The sequence below is a fragment of the Brachybacterium phenoliresistens genome, assembly GCF_039530785.1.
Lineage (GTDB): Bacteria > Actinomycetota > Actinomycetes > Actinomycetales > Dermabacteraceae > Brachybacterium > Brachybacterium phenoliresistens.
Genome location: NZ_BAAAOW010000001.1, coordinates 307,844 through 328,672, shown reverse-complemented (window position 1 = coordinate 328,672; position 20,829 = coordinate 307,844). Strand labels below are relative to the sequence as shown.

Genomic DNA, 20,829 nt, shown 5'->3' with positions numbered 1-20,829 from the left:
AGACCACGAGAGTGAAGCAGCCCGAACTGCGCCTGGGAGCGCTGCCGCCCATCCGGATCTCGCTGGGGACGCTCGTCACCGTCGCCGTGCTGGCGCTGCTGGTGCACCCCGCGGTGGCCCGGGTCGAGGGGATCTCGCCCGGGACGGCGCTGGCGGTCGCCGTCGGCATCGGCCTGTTCATGATCCTCTCGGTCGCCGTCCACGAGCTCGCGCACACCGTCGCCGCCCTCGCCTTCGGGGCGAAGGTCGATCACATCGCGCTGACCCTGTGGGGCGGCCACACCCAGTACAGCGGCGGGCGCCTGCGCTCCTGGCACTCGATCGTCATCTCCGTGGTGGGTCCGCTGAGCAACGCGGTCCTCGGGGCGGGCGCGGCGCTGGCCGATCCGCTCGTGCCCGACGGCTCCGCCGCCGCGGCCTTCCTCTTCTTCGCCTCGACGCTCAACTACGCCCTGGCGGTCTTCAACCTGCTGCCCGGACTGCCGATGGACGGCGGCCGCGCCCTCGAGGGCCTGCTCGCCGTGCTCACCCGGCGCCAGGCGCTGGCCACGCAGATCACCGCCTGGATCGGCCGCGGCATCGCCGTGCTGGTGGTGGCCTACGCGCTGTGGCGCACGGTCGGGTCGATGGACGGATCGGGGCTGCTGGTCATGCTGTGGGCCGTGCTCATCGCCTCCATGCTGTGGCAGGGCGCGAGCTCCGCGCTGCGCACCGCGCGCCTGGACGAGGCCGTCGCCCGGGCCGACCTCGCCCGCTTCGTGCGCCCCGCCCGCCGGATCGACGCCGACGCCCCGGTGTCCGGGCTGGCCGGGCTCGACCCCTCGACCCTGCTGGTGGGGGACGAGACGATCGGATTCGCCCTGATCGACCCGCGGGCCCTGGCCGCCGTGCCCGTCGGCGCCCAGGGGAGCACCCCGGTGCGGGCGGTGTCGACCCCGCTGCCGCCGCAGGCGGAGCTGCGCCTGCCCCTGGAGGGCTCCGCGCTGATCACCGCGATGCTCGCGCGCCCCTACCCGGTGTACCTGGTGCGCTCGGCCGCCGGCGAGCCGATCGGGACCGTCGCCTCGAGGGACGTCAACGCCCATCTGCGCGGCCGATCGGCGCCGGCGGCCTGAGCCCGGGGGCCGCCCGGCGCTGTGACATCGGCCGGAGCGGCCCGCCTGCGGGCGGACGCCGGGTCCCGTGCGGGCCGGGCGCACCTAGACTGACGAGCATGGATGAATCGCCCGAGACCGCCCGGACCGCCGCCGCCCCGGCGCCGCGCGCCCCGCGCCGGCGCCTGGACCGCACCGGCCCCTTCGAGGCGGGCGACAAGGTCCAGCTCGCCGACGCCAAGAACCGCATGAACACGATCACCCTCAAGGAGGGCGGCGAGTTCCACAGCCACCGCGGCGTGCTGCGTCACGACACGCTGATCGGCGCGGAGGACGGCGTGGTCGTGCAGGACTCGAACGGCACCGCCTACCAGGCGCTGCGCCCGCTGTATGCCGACTACATGCTCTCCATGCCCCGCGGCGCCGCGATCATCTATCCCAAGGACTCCGCGCAGATCCTCATGTGGGGCGACATCTTCCCCGGGGCGCGGGTGCTCGAGGCGGGCGTCGGCTCCGGCGGGCTGACCACCGCGCTGCTGCGCGCCGTCGGCCCGGAGGGCTCGGTCCACTCGATCGAGCGCCGCGAGGACTTCGCGGAGGTCGCCACCGAGAACGTGGAGACCTATTTCGGCGGCCCGCACCCCGCCTGGCAGCTCACCGTCGGCGATTTCCAGGACGTCGCCGTGCAGCTGTCCTCCGAGGGGCCCGTGGTGGACCGCGTGGTGCTGGACATGCTCGCCCCCTGGGAGTGCATCGAGGCCGCGGCCGGTGCGCTGGTCTCCGGGGGCGTGTTCCTCGCCTACGTCGCGACGGTCACCCAGCTCTCCCGCACCGCGGAGGCGCTGCGCGCCCACGGCGAGTTCACCGAGCCCTACGCCTGGGAGAGCTTCGTGCGGCCCTGGCACCTCGAGGGCCTGGCCGTGCGCCCGGAGCACCGCATGAACGCCCACACGGGGTTCCTGCTCACCGCGCGGCGCACCGCCCACGGCACGCAGGCGCTGAGCCGTGCGCGTCGCCCCGCTCCCGGCTCGCAGGACATCGAGGAGCTCACCCACCCCGACAACGAGGGATTCGGCGGCAGCGATGCCGACTGGTCCGCCCAGGACCTCGGGGAGCGCGGCGTCGCCCCGCGCAAGATCAAGCGGGCGCTGCGGGACATCCGTCAGGGCCGCGACCGCTGACCCGGCGCCCCGTGCGCCATCCGTGAGGAGGACACCCCGGTGGGGATGAAGACGTACCAGGAGATGAGCACCGAGCTCGAGCAGCTCGCCACCCGCAACGACCGGCTCGAGGCCGGCCTGCGGGCCGCCCGCGCGCAGATCGTCCAGCTCAAGACGGACCTCGAGCGCGTCGGGGACCCGCCCAACGCCTATGCCACCTTCCTGCGCCGCACCGAGGGCACCACCGTCGACGTGCTGCACAACGGGCGGCGGCTGCGCGTGGCCACGAGCGCGAGCCTGGATCTCGAGGCCCTGCGCCCCGGGGCGCTGCTGCGGCTGAACGAGGCGCTGGCCGCGGTCGAGCACGTCGCCGACGCCGAGGACAGCGGCAGCCTCGTGGTGGTCCAGGAGGCCCTGGCCGACGGCCGCGTGATCGTCCAGGTCACCCAGGACGACTCCCGGGTCCTGGGGCGCGCCGGCGGGCTGGAGGAGGAGATCCTCCACCCCGGCGACCACGTGCTGGTCGACCTGAAGGCGGCGCTGGTGCGCGAACGGATCGACCGCGCCGAGATCACCGACCTCGTGCTGGAGCAGGTCCCGGACACCTCCTTCGAGCAGATCGGCGGGCTGCGCGACCAGATCGAGACGATCCGCGACGCCGTCGAGCTGCCCTTCCTCCAGCAGGACCTGTTCCGCGAGTACGGCCTGCGCCCGCCCAAGGGCGTGCTGCTGTACGGGCCCCCCGGCTGCGGCAAGACGATGATCGCCCGGGCCGTCGCCCACGAGCTGGCGCTGCGCTCCGCGGAGGCCGCCGGGGTGAGCATCGAGGAGGCGCTCGCGCAGTCCTCCTTCCTCAACGTCAAGGGCCCCGAGCTGCTGAACAAGTACGTCGGCGAGACGGAGCGGTCGATCCGCCTGGTCTTCGAGCGGGCCCGGGAGCGCGCCAGCTCCGGCCACCCCGTGGTGGTCTTCTTCGACGAGATGGAGTCGCTGTTCCGCACCCGCGGCACCGGCGTGTCCAGCGACGTGGAGACCACCATCGTGCCGCAGCTGCTGGCGGAGATCGACGGCGTCGAGTCCCTCGAGAACGTGATCGTCATCGGCGCCTCCAACCGCGAGGACATGATCGACCCGGCCATCCTGCGCCCCGGCCGCCTGGACGTGAAGATCCGGGTGCGCCGTCCCGACGCCGAGGCCGCTCGCGAGATCCTCGGCATCTACCTCGACTCCTCCGTCCCGGTGCGCGCCGTGCGCGAGCACCTGCTGGAGCGGGCCGTCGAGCTGATCTACGCCGAGGGGCCGGCCACCGAGTTCGTGCGCCTGGTCTACTCCGACGGCGGCGAGGAGACCCTGCACCTGCGGGACTTCGTCTCCGGCGCGGTGCTGCGCAACATCGTCGACCGCGCCAAGAAGTACGCCGTCAAGGACCACATGGCCTTCGGCGCGGCCGGGCTGTCGCTCGAGCACATCGAGCTCGCCGTGGACGCCGAGTTCTCCGAGAACGAGGACCTGCCCGCCGGCGCGCACGCCGAGGACTGGGCCCGCATCTCCGGCCGCCGCGGCCGCCGGGTCGACCGGGTGGTCCCGCTGCGCCGCGACATCGTCCTGGAGGAGGCCGATGATGCCTGAGACCGCCCCCGGGATCACCACCGAGCGGCCGATGGGCATCGAGACCGAGTTCGGGATCGCCCACGCCGACCCCGCCGAGCGCGGGGACGTCGGCGCCTCCAGCTCGATCATGCTCTCCCATCTCGTGGTCGGGGCCTATGCGCTGCTGGCCCCCGAGCAGGGCCCGCGCGGCCACCGGGTGCGCTGGGACTACGGCGACGAGTCCCCGCTGCGGGACGCGCGCGGCTTCGAGATCCAGCGCGCCGCCGCCCACCCCACCCAGCTCACCGACGCCGTGCGCGACGCGCACGTGCCGAGCATCGACATGGACGTCCCCCTGGCCGCCGCCGAGGTCGCCCCCGAGGGCGAGGACGCCGAGATCCTGGACTGGGCCCTGCGCCGCTCGATCAGCAACGCCGTCCTCACCGGCGGCGCCCGCTGGTACGTCGACCACGCCCACCCCGAGTACTCCTCGCCCGAGGTCCTGCGGGCCCGGGAGGGGGTGCTCGTGGATCGCGCCGGGGAGGTCGTCGCCCAGCGCACCATGGAGATCCTCGCCGCCGCCGAGGGCGTCCCGGACGTCGCCCTGTACAAGAACAACACCGACGGCAAGGGCGCGTCCTACGGCACCCACGAGAACTTCCTGCTGGACCGGGCGGTGCCCTTCGACCGGGTCGTCGCCGCGCTGGTGCCGTTCCTGGCCAGCCGGGCGATCGTGGTGGGCGCGGGCCGCGTGGGCATCGGCACCCGCGGCCAGGACGAGGGCTTCCAGATCTCCTCGCGCGCGGACTTCTTCGAGGCGGAGGTCGGCCTGGAGACGACGCTGAACCGTCCCATCGTCAACACCCGCGACGAGCCCCACGCCGATGCCTCGCGCTTCCGGCGCCTGCACGTGATCATCGGGGACGCGAACCTGCTGGAGACACCGACCTACCTCAAGCTCGGCATGACCTCGCTGGTGCTCGCCGCGCTCGAGCGCGAGCATGCCACGGGGGAGCGGATCCTGCCGCGGATCTCCCTCGCGGACCCGGTCGCCGCGGTCCGCACCATCAGCCACGACCTGTCCCTCACCGCGCCGCTGCCGCTGGCGGACGGCGGGACCACCACGGCGCTCGAGATCCAGCGCGCCTGCTGGTCCGCCGTCGGCTCCGTGCTGGATGCGTCCGATGCCGAGAGCGCGGACGTCCATGCCCAGTGGGGCGAGCTGCTCACGCTGCTGGCGGAGGACCGCGAGGCCGCCGCCGACCGCATCGAGTGGGTCGCCAAGCTGCAGCTGCTCGAGGGCTACCGGGCTCGGCACGGGCTCGCCTGGGGCGATCCGCGCCTGCGCATGATCGACCTGCAGTTCGCGGACCTGCGTCCCGCCCGCAGCCTGTACGGGAAGCTGCGCGCCGCCGGGAGGGTGCGGACGCTGGTCACCGAGGAGGAGGCGGCCCGCGCCGCGGTCGAGCCTCCTGCCTCGACCCGCGCCCATCTGCGCGGGCGCCTGATCCGCGAGCATCCGCGCCACGTCACGAGCGCCGGCTGGGACGTGATCACCCTGGCCGGCGACGCGGACGGCGGGCTGACCCTGCGCTGCGCCGATCCGCGCCTCGGTGCGCGATCATGGCAGGACGCGCACGGCATCGACCCCACGGCCGACATCGACGAGATCCTCGCCGCCCTGCGCGCGCTGACCGACACACCCCCGCCCCGGACCGGGGCCCAGCACACCGGAGGAACCACGCCATGAGCCAGCAGACCTTCAGCAGCAGCGGCGGCGCCGGCGACGACGAGCAGGGCGAGGAGACCGCCGTCGGCGGCCAGACCTTCGCCTCCGCCCAGGCCGCCGACTCGCTGCTCGACGAGATCGACGAGGTCCTCGAGTCCAACGCCGAGACCTTCGTGCGCTCCTTCGTGCAGAAGGGCGGCCAGTGACCGCCGTGCCGACGCGCGATCGGGCGCACCGATGAAGCGCCGCGTCGGAGGTCTCGAGACCGAGTACGGGCTGGTGTGCGTGCGCGCCGACGGCACCCGCGCCCTCGAGCCGGAGGCCGCCGCCCGCGAGCTGTTCCGGCCCGTCGTCGCGCTCGGCCGCTCCTCGAACGTGTTCCTCGGCAACGCCGCACGGCTCTACCTCGACGTGGGCTCCCACCCGGAGATCGCCACCGCCGAATGCGACGACTGGTGGGACCTGGTCGCCCAGGACCGGGCGGGGGAGAGGATCCTCGCGGACCTCGTCTCCACCGCGAACGCGCGCCTGGCCGAGCAGGGCGAGGACGCCCGCATCCACCTGCTCAAGAACAACGTCGACTCCGCCGGCAACGCCTTCGGCAGCCACGAGAACTTCCTCGTGGACCGACGCGGCGAGTTCACCCGCCTGCCCGGTGCGCTGCTGCCGTTCCTGGTCACCCGCCAGATCATGACCGGTGCCGGCGGCGTGGTGCGCGAGGCCGACGGCGGCGCCCGCTTCGTCTTCTCCCGCCGCAGCGACCACATGTGGGAGTCGGTGTCCTCCGCGACCACCCGCACCCGGCCCATCATCAACACCCGCGACGAGCCCCACGGGGACGCCACCCGCTACCGGCGCCTGCACGTGATCGTCGGCGACTCGACCATGTCGGAGACCTCGACCTGGCTGCGCTTCGCCACCACCGACCTGGTGCTGCGCCTCATCGAGAGCGGGCAGGTGCTGCCGGAGCTGAAGCTGGCCGACGACATCGCCGCGATCCGCGCCGTGGCCCGCGACCTGCGCGGATCCCAGCCCGTCGAGCTCGAGTCCGGGGCGGCGATGAGCTCCCTGGAGATCCAGCAGCGCTACCTCGACCTGGTGGCCCCGCTGGCCGACGAGAGCGAGCAGATCGTCCTGGAGACCTGGCAGCGGTCCCTGGACGCCGTGCGCACCGGGGACCGCTCCTGGGCGCGCACCCGCCTGGACTGGGCCATCAAGGAGGCCCTGTTCGAGGAGGTCGGCGCCCGGCGCGGCATCGGCCTGGACAGTCCCCAGATCGAGCGGCTGGACCTCGCCTACCACGACATCGACCCCGAGCGCGGTCTGTTCTCCCGCCTCCAGCAGGCCGGGCGCGCCCCGCGCGTGCTCGAGGATGCGCGGATCGAGGCGGCGCGCACCACGGCTCCCACCACCACCCGCGCCCACCTGCGCGGACAGGTCGTCACCGAGGCCATCGCCCACGGCGTCGACCACGTCGTGGACTGGACCACGATGCGCCTGGTGCGTCCCGGGGCGATGCCCGTCACCGTCCTGGACCCCTTCGCCACGCAGTCCGACGAGGTCGACGCCCTGCTCGCGCAGATCCGCGCCGCCGGGACCGCGCGGCCCGACCCCGTCTGAGACCCCCGTCGCCGGCGCCGTCCCCATCGCCCCGCCGTCCCCCAGGCGGAGCCCGTACCCTGGCTCCGACCGGGCCGCACCCCGCCCGCAGCACCCGAACGTGAAAGGTCACCTCGTGATCCGACGCCGCGCCCTCCTGGGCTCCGCCATCGCCGCCACCGCCGCCATCGGCCTGGCAGCCTGCACCGACGACTCCGGGGACCCGGAGGCCACCGGCGGTGCCTCGGACGGAGGCGGCGAGGTGCTCTCCGCGGTGAGCATCAGCGAGGACCTCGCGGCCGAGCCCGTCGTCGAGTTCACCCCGCCGCTGTCGGTGGACCGGGCCGACTCGATCGTCGTCGTCCCCGGGGACGGCGCCGCGATCGCCGAGGGCGACACCCTGCTGTGGCGCTCCCTGTACGTCGCCGGGGCCAGCGGGGAGACGCTGCAGTCCTGGTGGCAGGGCGCTCCCGCCGGGGGCGTCACCGTGAGCAGCGACGGCATCGGCGAGGCGGCCGCGCAGTTCCTCACCACCGTCACCGTCGGCAGCCGCGTGGCCATGTCCGGCTGGCAGAAGGACTCCAACGGACAGATGGTCTCCCTGGTCCAGGTCGCCGACATCGACTCCGTGGTCAGCCCCCTGCGCGCCGAGGGCACCGCCGAGGCGCCCTCGGGCACCTACCCGGCCGTCACCCTCGGGGACGACGGCGCCCCCGCCATCTCCGGCCCGGGCGAGGGGGAGCCGCCCAGCGCGACCGTCCGCGAGGTGCTCATCACCGGCACCGGCGAGGCGACCGCCGAGGGCGACTACCTCGTCATGCAGTACACCGGCTGGAACTGGGAGGACGGCTCCCAGTTCGACTCGTCCTGGGAGCGCGGCGCCCCCTTCGGCTTCGTCCAGGGCGAGGGCCGGGTCATCACCGGCTGGGACGAGAACCTGCTGGGCCTGCCGGTGGGGAGCCAGGTCATGCTGGTCATCCCGCCGGCCGAGGCCTACGGCCAGGAGGGCGAGTCCCAGCACGAGCTCGCCGGGAAGACCCTCATCTTCGTCGTGGACGTCCTCGCCCGCGGCCCCCGCAGCGCCTGAGAACCATCCATCCGCAACACCCCACCCCGAGGAGCACCATGAGCAGCAAGCCCGAGATCGACCGTCCCGAGGGCGACGCCCCCACCGACCTCGTCATCATCGACGAGCTCGAGGGCGAGGGCCCCGAGGCCGGCCGCGGCGACGTCGTCGACGTGCACTACGTGGGCGTGTCCCACTCCACCGGCGAGGAGTTCGACGCCTCCTGGAACCGCGGCGAGCCGCTGCGCTTCCAGCTCGGCGTCGGCCAGGTCATCAGCGGCTGGGACCAGGGCGTCCAGGGCATGAAGGTCGGCGGCCGCCGCCGCCTCGAGATCCCCTCCCGCCTCGCCTACGGCGACCGCGGCGCTCCGCCCGTGATCGCCCCGAACGAGGCCCTCGTGTTCGTGTGCGACCTGGTGGCCGTCCACCAGCGCTGAGCATGCCCGAGCCGATCGCGGCGGGGACGCAGGACGGGCTCTTCGAGCCCCCTGCCCCCGCCGCTCCCGTTCCGGAGCCGGACCGCGCCGCGACCCGGCCCGGCCGCCTGCGCACCACCGCCGGTTTCGACCTCGCCGAGCACGAGCCCGTCGCCCGCGTCCAGCTGATCGGTGCCCTGCCGCACCTGGACCGGCCCTTCGACTACGCCGTCCCGGCCGATGCCGCCGCCGCGGGCCCCGGAATGCGCGTCAAGGTGCGCCTGGCCGGGCGCGAGATGGACGGCATCGTCCTGGAGCGCACGGACACCCCCGCGACCGACCGCCCGCTGGGGCCCATCGCCCGCCTCGTCTCCGAGGACGTGGTGATCTCCCCGACGATGCTGCGCGTGTGCGCCGAGGTCGCCGAACGCTGCGCCGGCACCCTCGGCGACGTGCTGCGCCTGGCGATCCCGCCGCGCCACGCCCGCGCCGAGAAGGCCGACCGGACCGCGGAGCAGGCCGAGCAGGAGGACGTCCCCGCAGCCGATGAGGCCGACGGGCCCGAGGAGTCCGACGAGGGCGGGACGGCCGAGGGGGTCGAGGGCGCCGGCGAGGCCGGAGAGGACGATGCCCGGATCATCGGCCGGTACATCGGCCTGCAGGCCCTGGTCGATCGCGCCGGCTCCGCGGAGGGCCCCGTCCCGCGCGCGGGCATCGTGCTGGAGCCCGCGGATGCCTGGACCCAGGTCACCGCCGCCGCGATCTCCCGCCTGGCCCCGGGCCGGGGAGCCCTCGTCGTCGCCCCCGACATGCGCGACGTGGACCGGCTGCACCGGGTCCTGGAGGCCCGCGGCATCCCCCACGAGGTCCTCGGCAGCGCCGACGGGCCCGAGAAGCGCTACCGCGCCTTCCGGCGGATCCTGCGCGGGGCCAGCCGGATCGTGATCGGCTCCCGGTCCGCCGCCTTCGCCCCCGTGCGCGACCTCGCGCTCATCGTCTGCTGGGACGCGGCCGACGACCTGCTCGTCGAACCCCGCGCCCCCTACCCGCACACCCGCACCGTCCTCCAGTGCCGCTCCCACGAGGAGCGCGCCGCCCTGCTGCTGCTGTCGACCTCGTGCTCCACCACCGAGGCGATGCTCGCCGGACAGGGGTACCTGCGCCTGCTCGAGCCCGCCGGGGCGCCTCTGAACGCCGTGCGGCCCCGGATCGTCGCCATGGACGATCACCTGCGCGAGCGGGAGGGCCCCAGCGGCCGCTCCCGCCTGCCGCAGGCCGCCATGCGCGTGATCCGGGAGGGCCTGGGCCGGGGGAGCGTGCTGGTGCAGGTGCCCCGCAGCGGCTACGTCCCCGCGATCGCCTGCACCTTCTGCGGCACCCGCTGCCTGTGCCCCACCTGCTCCGCCCCGCTGACCCTGCGCAGCCGCGACCACGGCCTCCAGTGCACGGTCTGCGGCCGGGTCGAGGACGGCTACCGCTGCCCGGAATGCCACCGCACCGGCGTGCGCGCCGTCGTGATCGGCTCCACCCGCACCGCCGAGGAGCTGCGCCGCGCCTTCCCCGAGGCTCCGCTGGTGGTCGCCGGCGGGGCGCACGGCCCCGTCCCCGACGATGCCGTGCCCGAGGGCGCCATCGTGGTGGCGACCCCGGGGGCGGAGCCCGCCCCCGAGGGCGACTACGCCGCCGCCGTGCTGCTGGACTGCGACGCCATGCTGGCGCGCGCCTCCTTCGACGCCGATGTCGAGGCCGTGCGCCGCTGGACCAACGCCATCGCCCTGGTGCGCACGGCCCGGGACGGGGGAGAGGTCCTCGTGGTCGGCACGGCGACCCTCCCGGCGATCCGCGACCTGGTGGCCCACCGCTCCCGCGTGTTCCTGGACCGGGTGCTCGAGGACCGCCGCCAGCTGGACCTGCCGCCGTTCCGCAGGATCGCCGAGGTCACCGGGGACCGCGCGGCCGTGCGTACCTTCCTCGAGGAGACCGACCTGCCCGACGGCACCAGCGTGTTCGGCCCCGTCGATCTCGAGGAGGGGGCCGATGCCCGCGGCGCCCGCGCCGTGCTGCGCCTGGAGCCGCAGCGCTCCCGCGAGCTCACCGAGGCGCTGCGCGCCGGCGTCGCCGCCCGCAGCGCCCGCAAGCGCCCCGGCAGCCTGCGCGTGCGCCTGGACCCGCCCGACGTCTTCTGATCGGCGGACGCCCCCGGCGCCGGCCCCGGGTGCCGGAGCGATCACCGCGACCGGGGGACCTGTCACCGGCCCCGCCCCGGACGACCCGCATGAGGCCGTCCGCACGCAGGAGCGCGAGAGGGGTCACGGCGCAGGCACGGCGGGCCGGGTGCGGGCGCCCCTGCCGCCCTACAATGGCGCACATCATGCGAGTCCTCTTCGCGGGCACACCCGCCGCCGCCGTCCCTTCCCTGCAGGCCCTGCTCGGCAGCGACCACGAGGTGGTCGCCGTCCTCACCCGGCCCGACGCCCCCACCGGGCGCGGCCGCACGCTGCGGCCCTCTCCCGTGCGCGCCGTCGCCGACGAGGCGGGCGTGCCGGTCCTGACCCCGCGCACCCTGCGCGACGCCGAGGTGCAGGCGCAGCTGCGGGAGCTCGCGCCCGAGGCCGCACCCGTGGTCGCCTACGGGAACCTCATCCCCCCGGCGGCGCTGGACATCCCGCGCCACGGGTGGATCAACCTGCATTTCTCCCTGCTGCCGGCCTGGCGGGGCGCCGCCCCGGTGCAGCGGGCCGTGCTCGCGGGCGAGACCGAGACCGGCATGTCGACCTTCCGCATCGACGCCGGGCTGGACACCGGGGACGTGCTCGGGATGCGCGGCGCCCGGATCGGCCCGCTGGAGACCTCCGGGGAGCTGTTGGATCGTCTCGCGGTCGAGGGTGCGCAGCTGCTGGTGCAGACCCTGGACGAGCTGGCCGCCGGCACCGCCGTGGCCACGCCGCAGGAGGGCGAGGCGACGCACGCCGCGAAGCTCACCTCTCAGGAGGCGCAGATCGACTGGAACGCCCCGGCGGAGGCGGTGAGCGCCCACATCCGCGGCATGAGCCCCGACCCGGGCGCCTGGACGCAGCTGCGGGGGGAGCGCTTCAAGGTCCTCGGCGTCGAGGCGGCGCAGGCCCCGGAGGATCTCGTGCTCGCGCCCGGGCAGCTGCACGCCACCCGCCGCAGCGTCTTCGCCGGCACGGCCACCCGGCCCCTCGCCCTGGGCACCGTCGCCGCGGCGGGGAAGAAGGCGATGCGCGCCGCGGACTGGGCGCGCGGCGCCGCTCTGACCGAGGGGACCGCCTTCGACACGGTCCGGATCCAGGATGCCGAGGAGGCACGATGAGCGAGGGACACCGCAGCGGCGACGGCCGCGGGCGCGACGACCGCCGGCGCGAGGACCGCGGACGCGAGGACCGGCGCGGACCCCGCCGGGATGATCGCGCCGGGCGCGAGGACCGGCGCGGACCCCGTCGCGGCGACGGCGATCGCCCCCGTCGCGACGACCGGGGCCCCCGCGGAGAGGACCGCGGCCCGCGGAGGGACGACCGGGACGAGCGCCGCGGCACCGGCGAACGTCGGGGCGGCCGCGACGCCAAGGGACGCGAGCGCTCCGGCTCCCGCGGCCAGGGCGGGCCGCGACGCGGCTGGTCCGAGAGCCGTCCCTCGGAGCGCTCCCGCCGATCGACCTCCTCGCGCAGCGTCGCCTTCGAGGCGCTGCGCACGGTGCGGGAGGACGACGCCTACGCCAACCTGGTCCTGCCCGGTCTGCTGCGCCGCTCGCGCGTCTCCGGTCGGGACGCCGCCTTCGCCACCGAGCTGTTCTACGGCTCGCTGCGCGCCCAGGGCCGCCTGGACGCGATCATCGCGGCCTGCGTGGACCGCGGGCTCGACGACATCGAGGGCGACGTGCTCGACGTGCTGCGCCTGGGCGCCTACCAGCTGCTGGACATGAGCGTCGCCCCGCATGCGGCGACCTCGGAGACGGTGGCGCTGGCCCGCGAGGTCGCCGGGCACGGGGCGGGAGGCTTCGTCAACGCGGTGCTGCGCCGGGTCGGCGAGCGCGACCTCGACTCCTGGATCCAGGAGGTCGCCCCGGCCCGCGAGGAGGACGAGGTCGGGCACCTGGCCATCGCCCACTCGCATCCCGAGTGGATCGTGCGGGCGCTCTCGGACGCGCTGGCCGCCCACGGCCGGGACCGCTCCGAGATCGACGCGCTGCTGGCCGCCCAGAACGCGGCCCCGGCCGTGTCCCTGGTGATGCGGCCCGGGCTGACGGACCTGGACGAGCTCATCGACAACGGGGCGAGCGCCGGCCGCCTGTCGCTGTTCGCGGCGTCGTGGCCGTCCGGGGATCCCGGCGGCACCGACCCGGTGCGCGAGGGCCGCGCCGCCGTGCAGGACGAGGGCAGCCAGCTGATGGCCCTGGCCCTCGCCCTCGGGGCGGACGACCTCGTGCTCGAGGAGAACGGCCGCTGGCTGGACCTGTGCGCCGGCCCGGGCGGGAAGACCGCCCTGCTGGCGGGGCTGACCGTCGACCATGACGCCGAGCTGCTGGCCGTCGAGCTGCAGGAGCACCGCACCCGCCTGGTCGACCGGGCCGTGGCGACGCTCGTCGAGGCCGGCGCCGAGGTCACCACGCGCACCGCCGACGGCCGCGACATCGGAGCCGAGATGCCGGCGACGTTCTCCCGCGTCCTCGCCGACGTCCCCTGCTCGGGCCTGGGAGCGCTGCGCCGGCGCCCCGAGTCCCGCTGGCGGCGCACCGCGGCCGATGTGGGCCAGCTCGGCGGGATCCAGCGGGACCTGCTGCGCAGCGCCCTGGACGCCACCGCGCCCGGGGGAGTGGTCGCCTACGTCACCTGCTCGCCCCACCTGGCCGAGACCCTCCTCATCGTCCAGGACGTGGTGCGACGCCGTGACGACGTCGAGCAGCTCGACGCCCGTCCCGCGGTGCGCGCCGGGCTGCTGCCCGCGGCCCAGGACGTCGAGCTCGGCGCCGGCCCCGGCGTCCAGCTGTGGCCGCACGTCCACGGCACCGACGCCATGTTCATCGCGCTCCTGCGCCGCACCCCCGCCCCCTGAGAACCGGAGGATCCCCCGCCATGCCGTACTCGACGGACCGTGACTTCATCCACCCCAGCATCCTCAACGCCGACTTCATGCGCATCGGCGAGGAGCTGGACCGCATCGGCACGGCCGATGCCGCCCACGTCGACGTCATGGACAACCATTTCGTCCCCAACCTCACCTTCGGCGCCGACATGGTCGAGCAGATCGTCTCGCGCAGCCCGATCCCGGTGGACGCGCACCTCATGATCGAGGAGGCCGACCGTCATGCCCCCGTCTTCGCGGAGGCCGGGGCCGATTCGGTGACCTTCCACCTCGAGGCGGCCAAGGCCCCCGTGCGCCTGGCCCGGGAGCTGCGGCGCAAGAACGTCGCCGTGGGCGTCGCGCTGCGCCCCGCCACCCCGATCGAGCCGCTGCTGGACGTGATCGGCGAGTTCGACATGCTGCTGATCATGACCGTGGAGCCCGGCTTCGGCGGGCAGAGCTTCCTCGAGGGCATGCTGCCCAAGATCCGCCGCGCCCGCGCCGCGATCAGCGAGGCGAACCTCGAGGTCTCGATCCAGGTCGACGGCGGGGTCAGCCGCGAGACGATCGAGCGGGCGGCCGATGCCGGCGCGAACGTGTTCGTGGCCGGCTCGGCGATCTACAAGGCCCCCGACAGCGTCGAGGAGATCGCGGTGCTGCGCGATCTCGCCGCCGCGCACCGCCACTGAGGGCACCCTCGTGATCCTGGACGCCCTGCAGTGGCTCTTCGATGCCCGTCTGGAGTTCTCCGGCGGCCAGTTCATCCTCTGGCGCGAGGTGCTGGGCAACGTCTTCGGGCTGCTCAGCGCCCTGGGCGGGATGCGGCGCAAGGTGTGGGCGTGGCCCATCGGCATCGTGGGGAACGTGCTGCTGCTGACGGTGTTCCTGGGCACGGTCTTCGGCACCCCCAACGCCATCGACCTGTACGGCCAGGCCGGCCGCCAGATCATGTTCATCGCCACCTCCGTGTACGGGTGGGTGCGCTGGCGCCAGGCGAGGACCGAGGGCGGGACGGCGGTCGAGCCGCACTGGGCGTCCTGGAGCACGCGCGTGCTGCTGCTGGTGGCGCTGGTCGGCGGCACCGCGCTGCTGACCCCGATCTTCCGGGCGCTGGGCTCCTACGAGCCGGTGTGGTCGGACGCCTGGATCTTCATGGGCTCGCTGCTGGCGACCTTCGGCATGGCCAAGGGCTGGGTCGAGTTCTGGCTGATCTGGGTGGCCGTGGACATCGTCGGGGTGCCGCTGCTGCTGAGCGCCGGCTACTACGCGAGCGCGTTCATGTACGTGTTCTACGGGATCTTCACCCTGACGGGCTTCTTCGTGTGGTGGCGGGTGCGGGCCCGGCAGGAGGGCGAGAGGGTGCGCGTCGAGACGGCGCACCTGGACCCCACCGTCCGGCGGGACTGACCGCCCGCCGCGATCACGGGCTCGCGCGCCGGGAGAGGGATGCGCCGCTCACGGGCCGGTCCGATGCGGCACGGCCCCTCGCGGACCGCTAGGCTGACCGGGTGAAGGATTTCGAGACGCTGTACGCCGAGCTCACCGAGAAGGCCCGCACCCGACCGGAGGGATCCGGGACGGTCGCCGAGCTGGACTCCGGGGTGCACGGCATCGGCAAGAAGATCGTCGAGGAGGCTGCCGAGGTCTGGATGGCCTGCGAGCACGAGACCCATGACGACGCCGCGCTGGAGATCTCCCAGCTGCTGTACCACACGCAGGTGATGATGGTCGCCAAGGGCATCTCCCTCGAGGACGTCTACCGCAAGCTCTGAGCGCCGCCCGCTCACCGCCACCGCGTCCGCCCCCCGTCCCGGACTCCTCCGCATCGGCCCCGACCCGGCCCCTCAGCATCGGACCCCCGCCCGCGACCTGACCGTCCGGCAACTCCCGAAGGAGCAGCTGTGCTGCGTATCGCCGTGCCCAACAAGGGCGCCCTCTCCGAGCCCGCATCGGACCTCCTGTACGAGGCCGGGTACCGTCGCCGCGGCCATCTCAAGGAGCTCGTGCTGGTGGACGAGGACAACGGCGTCGAGCTGTTCTTCCTGCGCCCGCGCGACATCGCCGTGTACGTCGGCTCGGGCACCGTGGACGTCGGCATCACCGGCCAGGACATGCTGCTGGACTCCCGCACCCCGGCCGACGAGCTGCTCGAGCTGGGCTTCGCCCGCTCGACCTTCCGCTTCGCCGCCCCCTCCGGCCAGCAGCGCGACCTGGCCTCCCTGGCCGGCGCCCGCATCGCCACCAGCTACGAGAACCTCGTCGAGGACCACCTCGCCCAGAAGGGCATCGACGCCGAGGTCGTGCACCTGGACGGCGCCGTCGAGTCGAGCATCCGCCTCGGCGTGGCCGAGGTCATCGCCGACGTCGTGGAGACCGGCACCACCCTGCGCCAGGCCGGGCTGGAGACCTTCGGGGACCCGATCATGACCAGCCAGGCGGTGCTGTTCTCCCGCCCCGGCATGGAGCTCGAGGACGACGCCCGCCGCACCCTGGACGTGCTGATCCGCCGCGTGCGCAGCGTGCTGGTGGCCCGCGAGTACGTGCTCATCGACTACGACATCCCGCAGGAGAAGCTGGAGGCCGCCGTCGCGATCACCCCCGGCTTCCAGGCGCCGACGGTCTCCCCGCTGCACAACGGATCCTGGTCCGCCGTGCGCTCCATGGTCGAGCGCAAGCAGGTCAACCGCGTGCTGGACGACCTCTACGACGCCGGGGCGCGCGCCATCCTCGTCACGGCCATCCAGGCCTGCCGGGTCTGAGCCGATGACGCAGGCCGCGCCGGAGGTCGGACCCGAGGGCACGATCGTGCTGCGCCCCCGGCTGGCCCGCATCGCCGGCTTCGCGATCGGCGGCCTGGTGCTCGCCGTCAGCGTCGGCAGCGCGCTGCTGGTGGGGAGCTTCGACCTGCCCAACCGGATCATGTTCGTCGCCTTCGGGCTGGCGGTGTTCTGGTTCTGCTGGCGCGAGGCGATCGTGAAGGTCGTCGCCGAGCCCGACCGGCTGGTGGTGCGGAACCTGCTCAGCGTGCGCACCCTGGAATGGGCCGAGGTGATCGGCGTCAGCTTCCCGGCCGGCGACCCCTGGGCGCATCTCGACCTCGCCGACGGCGACACCCTGGCGACGATGGCGATCCAGCGCTCGGACGGGGAGCGCGCCCTGGCCGATGCCCGGCTGCTGGCCCGGCTGGTGCGCGAGCGCGGCGAGGCCCACCCCTCGCAGGAGCCGCCGGCGCTCTGAGGCCGATGGGCCTCGGCAGGCCGCAGGCCGCCGGGGGCTCGTCGGGCGCCGAGGTTGCGCGGGGCCCGGGAGCGGGACTCCTCAGACGATGAGCGATGCCGCCGCGCGACCGGCCAGCGCGCCGTACACGAACGAGGCCGGATCCTCCTCGAGCCCGCGCCCCATCGTGGACAGGCGCACCGGCAGGGCCTGCAGCGCCGCCAGCAGCCCGTCGTCGGGGACCTCCACCAGCTCGTGGACGAGGCCCCGGCGCGCGGCCTGCTCGATGATGAGCTGCTCGACCTGCGCCGTCACCTGGGCGTGGAAGACCCAGTCCCCGGCACGGCGCGGCGCGAGCACGGGGAACCGCGCGGGGACCAGGGTCATCCGCCCGTAGGCCGTCGCACTGTGGTGGGACAGGCCGCGGTGCCGGGCCCGCTCATCGGCCTCGGAGACCCGCAGGGCGCCGATCGGCGCCCCGCCCAGGACGCCGGCGGCGTTGAGCACGTCCCCGGCCTGGACGCCGGAGAAGCCCCAGCCGGTGCCGGTGCCCAGATTGCCCGGGCCCTGGATGACCACGGCGACATCGGCCTCGAGCACATGCCGGGCCCCCAGCAGCGCCGAGTGCACGGTCACCGCCTCGAGATCCCCGCCGAAGGCCTGCCCGGCGGTGACGGAAGCCGTGATTAGGCCGCGCTCGCGCAGTGCGGCGAGGGTGCGCGAGTAGGCCGCCGGCAGCGCCGCGCCGTCGGTCATCACGTAGACGATCCGGGCCGAGGGCGCCTCCGCACGGATCCCCGCGACGATCGGGGCGAGCGAGGAGTGCAGATCCGCGACCACCACCGGCATGCCCTCGACGTCGCGGGCATGGGAGATCCGGGCATAGTGCGGGCTCGCCGGATCGTCCAGGGCGTCGACCATCGTCTGCATCGGCGTGTAGCGCAGCTTCATCATGTGGCCGGCGATCTCCGCGGCGTCGGGGGAGTCGTCCCGGCGGGAGACGACGATCGCGTCGCCGCCGGTGCCCAGCCCGCGCCGCAGCGCGTTGGTGTTCAGGTCGACCGTCTCGCCGACCTGCGGGGTCCCCACCAGCTCGGTGTACGCCAGGGCGCGCAGGGTCTCCGGGGCGCCATCGGCCCCCGTCACCTCGACCTGGAGGGAGGCCACTCCGGGCCAGCCCCTCCGATGGGCGATCACACGTCCACTCTCCCAGCGCAGCATGCCGTCAGAGTAGGCCACCTCCCTGAGGCCCGGTCTGCAGGTCGCGACGCCCGGCGGCCCTCCGCGTGGCTAAGCTGAGGCGGTGGCCTCTCGCAATGTCGAACGACTGCTCAACGTCATCATGACCATCGGCTCGCGCCCCCGGCGCGGGATCGACCGCGCGACCCTCTTCGAGGCGATCCCGGAGTACGCGGCCGCCGCGACCCAGGACGCCGCGGAGAAGATGTTCGAGCGCGACAAGACCGCGATCCGCGAGCTCGGGCTGCCGCTGCGCACCGAGCGGCACGATCTGTGGGACGAGAACATCGTCCACTACCGGCTGGACACGGATGCCGGCGGCGACGACCTGCACCTCAGCGAGGGCGAGTACACGGTGCTGCTCGCCGCCAGCCGCGCCTGGGACGATGCGGCCGCCGGGGGAGCGGCCCGCCGGGTGCGCGCGAAGCTCCTGAGCCAGGGCCTGGACGCCGACACGGACCTGCTGCGGCGCACGCCCCGCGGCTCCGTCGAGTCCCTGCCCGTGCTCACCCCGCTGCTGGAGGCGGTCAGCACCGGCAGCCGCGTCTCCTTCGCGTACCGCTCCGCCCGCGGAGAGCGCACCGATCGCACGGTCGAGCCGTGGGTCGTCGGCGTGCACGAGGGGCACTGGTACGTGCTGGGCCACGACCTGGCCCGCGAGGGGACCCGCGTGTTCAAGGCCTCGCGCATCGAGTCGTTCCCGCGGATCGGCGGGCCGATCAGCCATCCCCGCGAGGAGGGGATGACGCTGGAGACGGCGCTGGCCGGCATGACCGCGCACGAGGACCGGGCTCGAGCCCGCCTGCGGATCGAGCCGTACAAGGCGCTGGCCCTGCGCGATGCCGCCGGCGCCTCGCTGCGGGCCCGCGAGGTCGAGCTGCCGGCCATGCCGCGCTCCGCGGCGCTGCGGCAGGTGCGCGCCAACGCCCGCTGGATCACCCTGGTCGACCCTCCTGCCTGGCGGGACGCGCTGGCCTCCGCCTATGCGGAGATCGCCCGGCTGCACACCGGGCAGGCCGACCTCGCGAGGATCGAGGACGCGCCCGTGCGCAGGCCCGCCGCGATCCGTCGCTCCACCAGCGGCGCCGACCACCTCTCGCGCCTGGTCAGCCTCGCCTCCTACGTGCTCTCGCGCGGGGAGGTCGAGGTCTCCCAGCTCGCGGAGGATTTCGGCATCTCGCAGAAGGAGCTCATCGCCGACCTGCAGATCCTGTTCGTCTGCGGGGACTTCGCGACCGGCTGGGAGCAGGACCTCATCGAGGTCACCTGGGAGGACGGCTTCGTGCGGGTCCGCAACGCCGACGCCCTGCGTCGCGCGCTCAGCCTCACCGCCGCGGAGGCCACGGCCCTGCTGGCCGGGCTCGCGGCCCTCGAACCGGTCGCCGGGGAGGAGGCGGAGCTGGTCGCCTCGGCCCGCGCCAAGCTCCTCGCGCGACTGGGCACCGCGGCCCCGGGGGAGGACGAGGCGGAGCCGCCGACCGATGCCGCCGCGTCCCCCGTCACGGATCCGGCGGCCGACGGCGCCTCCGACGGCGCCCCGAAGGTCGAGCTCTCCCGCAGCGAGCAGATCCTCGACGCGCTGCACCGGGCGATCCGGGAGGACCGCCCGGTCGTCATCCGCTACTCGCCGCCGGATCGTTCGGGAACCTCCGTCCGCAGCGTCGCGCCGCGGCAGGTGGAGTCCTCCGCCGGGCGCTCGTACCTCAGGGCGGACTGCGCCCTCGCGCAGGACGAGCGGCTGTTCCGCCTGGACCGGATCGCCGAGATCCTGCCGGAGGGGACGCCCCAGCATCGGGACGACGGCGCCGCCGCCGACGCGGATCCCGGCCCCGGGAGCCGGCCCGGATCCGAGGCCCGGGGCAGCGGCGGGCGCCTCGAGGAGGACGCCTGGGTGCGGCTGGAGGGACCGGCCATGTGGATCGCCGAGGCGTTCGCGGCCGCCGAGCTGCGCGATGCCCCGGGCGGCGGGACCCTCGCCCGTCTCGCGACGCCGGTGCTGGGCGCTCTCGTGGACGCGGTGATGGAGGCGGCCGGCGCCGCCGAGGTGCTCGCCCCGGCATCGCTGAGAGACCTGATCGTGACCACAGCCGAGCAGGCCGGTGCGCGTCACACCGGCGTCGAGGCGATAGGCTGATCCCCGCCTCCCGCGCCCGGGCGGGCGCGGCACCGGTGTCCGCATCGCGTGCCGTCGGCCGCCTTCCAGGTCGCTGTGGGACCATGCTGAGGCCGTGACTTCCCGGCCCTGTCGAAAGGACCATCTCCATGGGTGCACTCAAGCCCTGGCACATCGTCGTTCTCGTGCTTCTCGTGCTGCTGCTGTTCGGCGCGGGCAAGCTCCCGAGCCTCGCGCGCAACCTGGGCAAGTCCATGCGCATCTTCAAGACGGAGGTCGAGGAGCTGCGAGGGGACGACAAGCCGGACGAGGACGATGAGGACGATCGTCCCCGTCGCCGCGTCGAGGACCGCGACACCCGCCCGGCGCGCGAGTTCGATCCCCGCGAGGAGCCCCGCGCCGAGGGCCAGCCCGTCGATCCCCGGCGCGACGACGACTACCGTCGCGACTGAGCCCTCCGGGCACATCATCTGACCTTGAGAGGTCCGGGTGCAGTCGCCCGGACCTCTCGCGGACGAAGGAAGA

The 20,829-nt window shown here is 74.4% G+C and carries 19 protein-coding genes; 18 read left to right on the top strand and 1 reads right to left on the bottom strand.

Translation table 11 applies throughout. The features are described 5' to 3' along the window. The first annotated feature begins 11 nt into the window (after positions 1-11). The 16 genes from ABD234_RS01470 to ABD234_RS01395 all read left to right on the top strand — a co-directional run bounded on the left by ABD234_RS01470 (position 12) and on the right by ABD234_RS01395 (position 16,973). Positions 12-1,115 carry a M50 family metallopeptidase gene (locus tag ABD234_RS01470; RefSeq protein ID WP_038370175.1) on the top strand — a complete coding sequence of 368 codons (1,104 nt, stop codon included), beginning with the start codon at positions 12-14 and terminating at the stop codon, positions 1,113-1,115. Between the two features lie 98 nt (positions 1,116-1,213). Then, the gene (locus ABD234_RS01465; protein ID WP_038370176.1) at positions 1,214-2,275 is read left to right on the top strand and encodes a tRNA (adenine-N1)-methyltransferase; all 1,062 of its coding nucleotides are present in this window, start codon (positions 1,214-1,216) and stop codon (positions 2,273-2,275) included. 45 nt (positions 2,276-2,320) lie between these two features. Continuing rightward, on the top strand, positions 2,321-3,883 hold the full coding sequence (arc, locus tag ABD234_RS01460) for a proteasome ATPase (RefSeq protein ID WP_038370177.1): 1,563 nt from the start codon (positions 2,321-2,323) through the stop codon (positions 3,881-3,883). Next, a complete protein-coding gene (dop, locus tag ABD234_RS01455; protein WP_038370178.1) occupies positions 3,876-5,594 on the top strand; it encodes a depupylase/deamidase Dop in 1,719 nt (572 codons plus the stop codon). Before arc ends, dop begins: the two co-directional genes overlap by 8 nt. Next, positions 5,591-5,779: a ubiquitin-like protein Pup gene (locus ABD234_RS01450; protein ID WP_038370179.1), complete on the top strand. Its 189-nt coding sequence runs from the start codon at positions 5,591-5,593 to the stop codon at positions 5,777-5,779. The genes dop and ABD234_RS01450 overlap by 4 nt, the downstream gene beginning before the upstream one ends. Positions 5,780-5,810: 31 nt before the next feature. Continuing rightward, a complete protein-coding gene (pafA, locus tag ABD234_RS01445) occupies positions 5,811-7,193 on the top strand; it encodes a Pup--protein ligase (protein WP_038370180.1) in 1,383 nt (460 codons plus the stop codon). 115 nt (positions 7,194-7,308) lie between these two features. Continuing rightward, the gene (locus ABD234_RS01440; protein ID WP_038370181.1) at positions 7,309-8,259 is read left to right on the top strand and encodes an FKBP-type peptidyl-prolyl cis-trans isomerase; all 951 of its coding nucleotides are present in this window, start codon (positions 7,309-7,311) and stop codon (positions 8,257-8,259) included. 38 nt (positions 8,260-8,297) lie between these two features. After that, positions 8,298-8,675, top strand: a complete 378-nt coding sequence (locus tag ABD234_RS01435) for an FKBP-type peptidyl-prolyl cis-trans isomerase (RefSeq protein WP_038370182.1) — start codon at positions 8,298-8,300, stop codon at positions 8,673-8,675. 2 nt (positions 8,676-8,677) lie between these two features. Then, on the top strand, positions 8,678-10,840 hold the full coding sequence (locus tag ABD234_RS01430) for a primosomal protein N' family DNA-binding protein (RefSeq protein WP_198025319.1): 2,163 nt from the start codon (positions 8,678-8,680) through the stop codon (positions 10,838-10,840). A gap of 185 nt (positions 10,841-11,025) precedes the next feature. Next, entirely contained in the window at positions 11,026-11,988 is a 963-nt protein-coding gene (gene fmt / locus ABD234_RS01425) for a methionyl-tRNA formyltransferase (RefSeq protein WP_344353542.1), read from the top strand. Beyond that, entirely contained in the window at positions 11,985-13,727 is a 1,743-nt protein-coding gene (locus ABD234_RS01420; protein ID WP_344353540.1) for an RsmB/NOP family class I SAM-dependent RNA methyltransferase, read from the top strand. Before fmt ends, ABD234_RS01420 begins: the two co-directional genes overlap by 4 nt. Positions 13,728-13,747: 20 nt before the next feature. Then, positions 13,748-14,425 (top strand): ribulose-phosphate 3-epimerase, encoded by a 678-nt coding sequence (gene rpe, locus ABD234_RS01415; protein WP_038370184.1) that lies wholly within the window; start codon positions 13,748-13,750, stop codon positions 14,423-14,425. A gap of 16 nt (positions 14,426-14,441) precedes the next feature. After that, positions 14,442-15,143 (top strand): nicotinamide riboside transporter PnuC, encoded by a 702-nt coding sequence (gene pnuC, locus ABD234_RS01410; protein ID WP_038370514.1) that lies wholly within the window; start codon positions 14,442-14,444, stop codon positions 15,141-15,143. A gap of 101 nt (positions 15,144-15,244) precedes the next feature. Next, positions 15,245-15,508 carry a phosphoribosyl-ATP diphosphatase gene (locus tag ABD234_RS01405; protein ID WP_038370185.1) on the top strand — a complete coding sequence of 88 codons (264 nt, stop codon included), beginning with the start codon at positions 15,245-15,247 and terminating at the stop codon, positions 15,506-15,508. A 129-nt stretch (positions 15,509-15,637) separates the two neighbouring features. Then, on the top strand, positions 15,638-16,495 hold the full coding sequence (gene hisG / locus ABD234_RS01400; protein ID WP_038370186.1) for an ATP phosphoribosyltransferase: 858 nt from the start codon (positions 15,638-15,640) through the stop codon (positions 16,493-16,495). Between the two features lie 4 nt (positions 16,496-16,499). Continuing rightward, complete coding sequence (locus ABD234_RS01395) at positions 16,500-16,973, top strand: PH domain-containing protein (protein ID WP_038370187.1); 474 nt, start codon at positions 16,500-16,502, stop codon at positions 16,971-16,973. 81 nt (positions 16,974-17,054) lie between these two features. Here the strand turns inward: ABD234_RS01395 and ABD234_RS01390 are convergent, their stop codons facing one another. Then, positions 17,055-18,173, bottom strand: coding sequence for a DUF3866 family protein (locus ABD234_RS01390; protein WP_344353532.1), 1,119 nt, complete (start codon positions 18,171-18,173; stop codon positions 17,055-17,057). Positions 18,174-18,255: 82 nt separating this feature from the next. Between ABD234_RS01390 and ABD234_RS01385 the strand changes: the two genes are divergently transcribed. After that, positions 18,256-20,325: a helix-turn-helix transcriptional regulator gene (locus ABD234_RS01385; RefSeq protein WP_344353529.1), complete on the top strand. Its 2,070-nt coding sequence runs from the start codon at positions 18,256-18,258 to the stop codon at positions 20,323-20,325. A gap of 128 nt (positions 20,326-20,453) precedes the next feature. Next, the gene (tatA, locus tag ABD234_RS01380) at positions 20,454-20,756 is read left to right on the top strand and encodes a Sec-independent protein translocase subunit TatA (RefSeq protein WP_038370190.1); all 303 of its coding nucleotides are present in this window, start codon (positions 20,454-20,456) and stop codon (positions 20,754-20,756) included. Positions 20,757-20,829 lie beyond the last annotated feature (73 nt).

Excerpts from the sequence above, each read along its gene's own strand:
- ABD234_RS01395 (WP_038370187.1), top strand. The coding sequence starts at position 16,500 with ATGACGCAGGCCGCGCCGGAGGTCGGACCCGAGGGCACGATCGTGCTG.
- fmt (WP_344353542.1), top strand. The coding sequence starts at position 11,026 with ATGCGAGTCCTCTTCGCGGGCACACCCGCCGCCGCCGTCCCTTCCCTG.
- ABD234_RS01465 (WP_038370176.1), top strand. The coding sequence starts at position 1,214 with ATGGATGAATCGCCCGAGACCGCCCGGACCGCCGCCGCCCCGGCGCCG.
- ABD234_RS01420 (WP_344353540.1), top strand. The coding sequence starts at position 11,985 with ATGAGCGAGGGACACCGCAGCGGCGACGGCCGCGGGCGCGACGACCGC.
- ABD234_RS01435 (WP_038370182.1), top strand. The coding sequence starts at position 8,298 with ATGAGCAGCAAGCCCGAGATCGACCGTCCCGAGGGCGACGCCCCCACC.
- rpe (WP_038370184.1), top strand. The coding sequence starts at position 13,748 with ATGCCGTACTCGACGGACCGTGACTTCATCCACCCCAGCATCCTCAAC.
- dop (WP_038370178.1), top strand. The coding sequence starts at position 3,876 with ATGCCTGAGACCGCCCCCGGGATCACCACCGAGCGGCCGATGGGCATC.
- ABD234_RS01430 (WP_198025319.1), top strand. The coding sequence starts at position 8,678 with ATGCCCGAGCCGATCGCGGCGGGGACGCAGGACGGGCTCTTCGAGCCC.
- arc (WP_038370177.1), top strand. The coding sequence starts at position 2,321 with ATGAAGACGTACCAGGAGATGAGCACCGAGCTCGAGCAGCTCGCCACC.
- tatA (WP_038370190.1), top strand. The coding sequence starts at position 20,454 with ATGGGTGCACTCAAGCCCTGGCACATCGTCGTTCTCGTGCTTCTCGTG.
- ABD234_RS01450 (WP_038370179.1), top strand. The coding sequence starts at position 5,591 with ATGAGCCAGCAGACCTTCAGCAGCAGCGGCGGCGCCGGCGACGACGAG.
- ABD234_RS01390 (WP_344353532.1), bottom strand. The coding sequence starts at position 18,173 with ATGCTGCGCTGGGAGAGTGGACGTGTGATCGCCCATCGGAGGGGCTGG.
- pafA (WP_038370180.1), top strand. The coding sequence starts at position 5,811 with ATGAAGCGCCGCGTCGGAGGTCTCGAGACCGAGTACGGGCTGGTGTGC.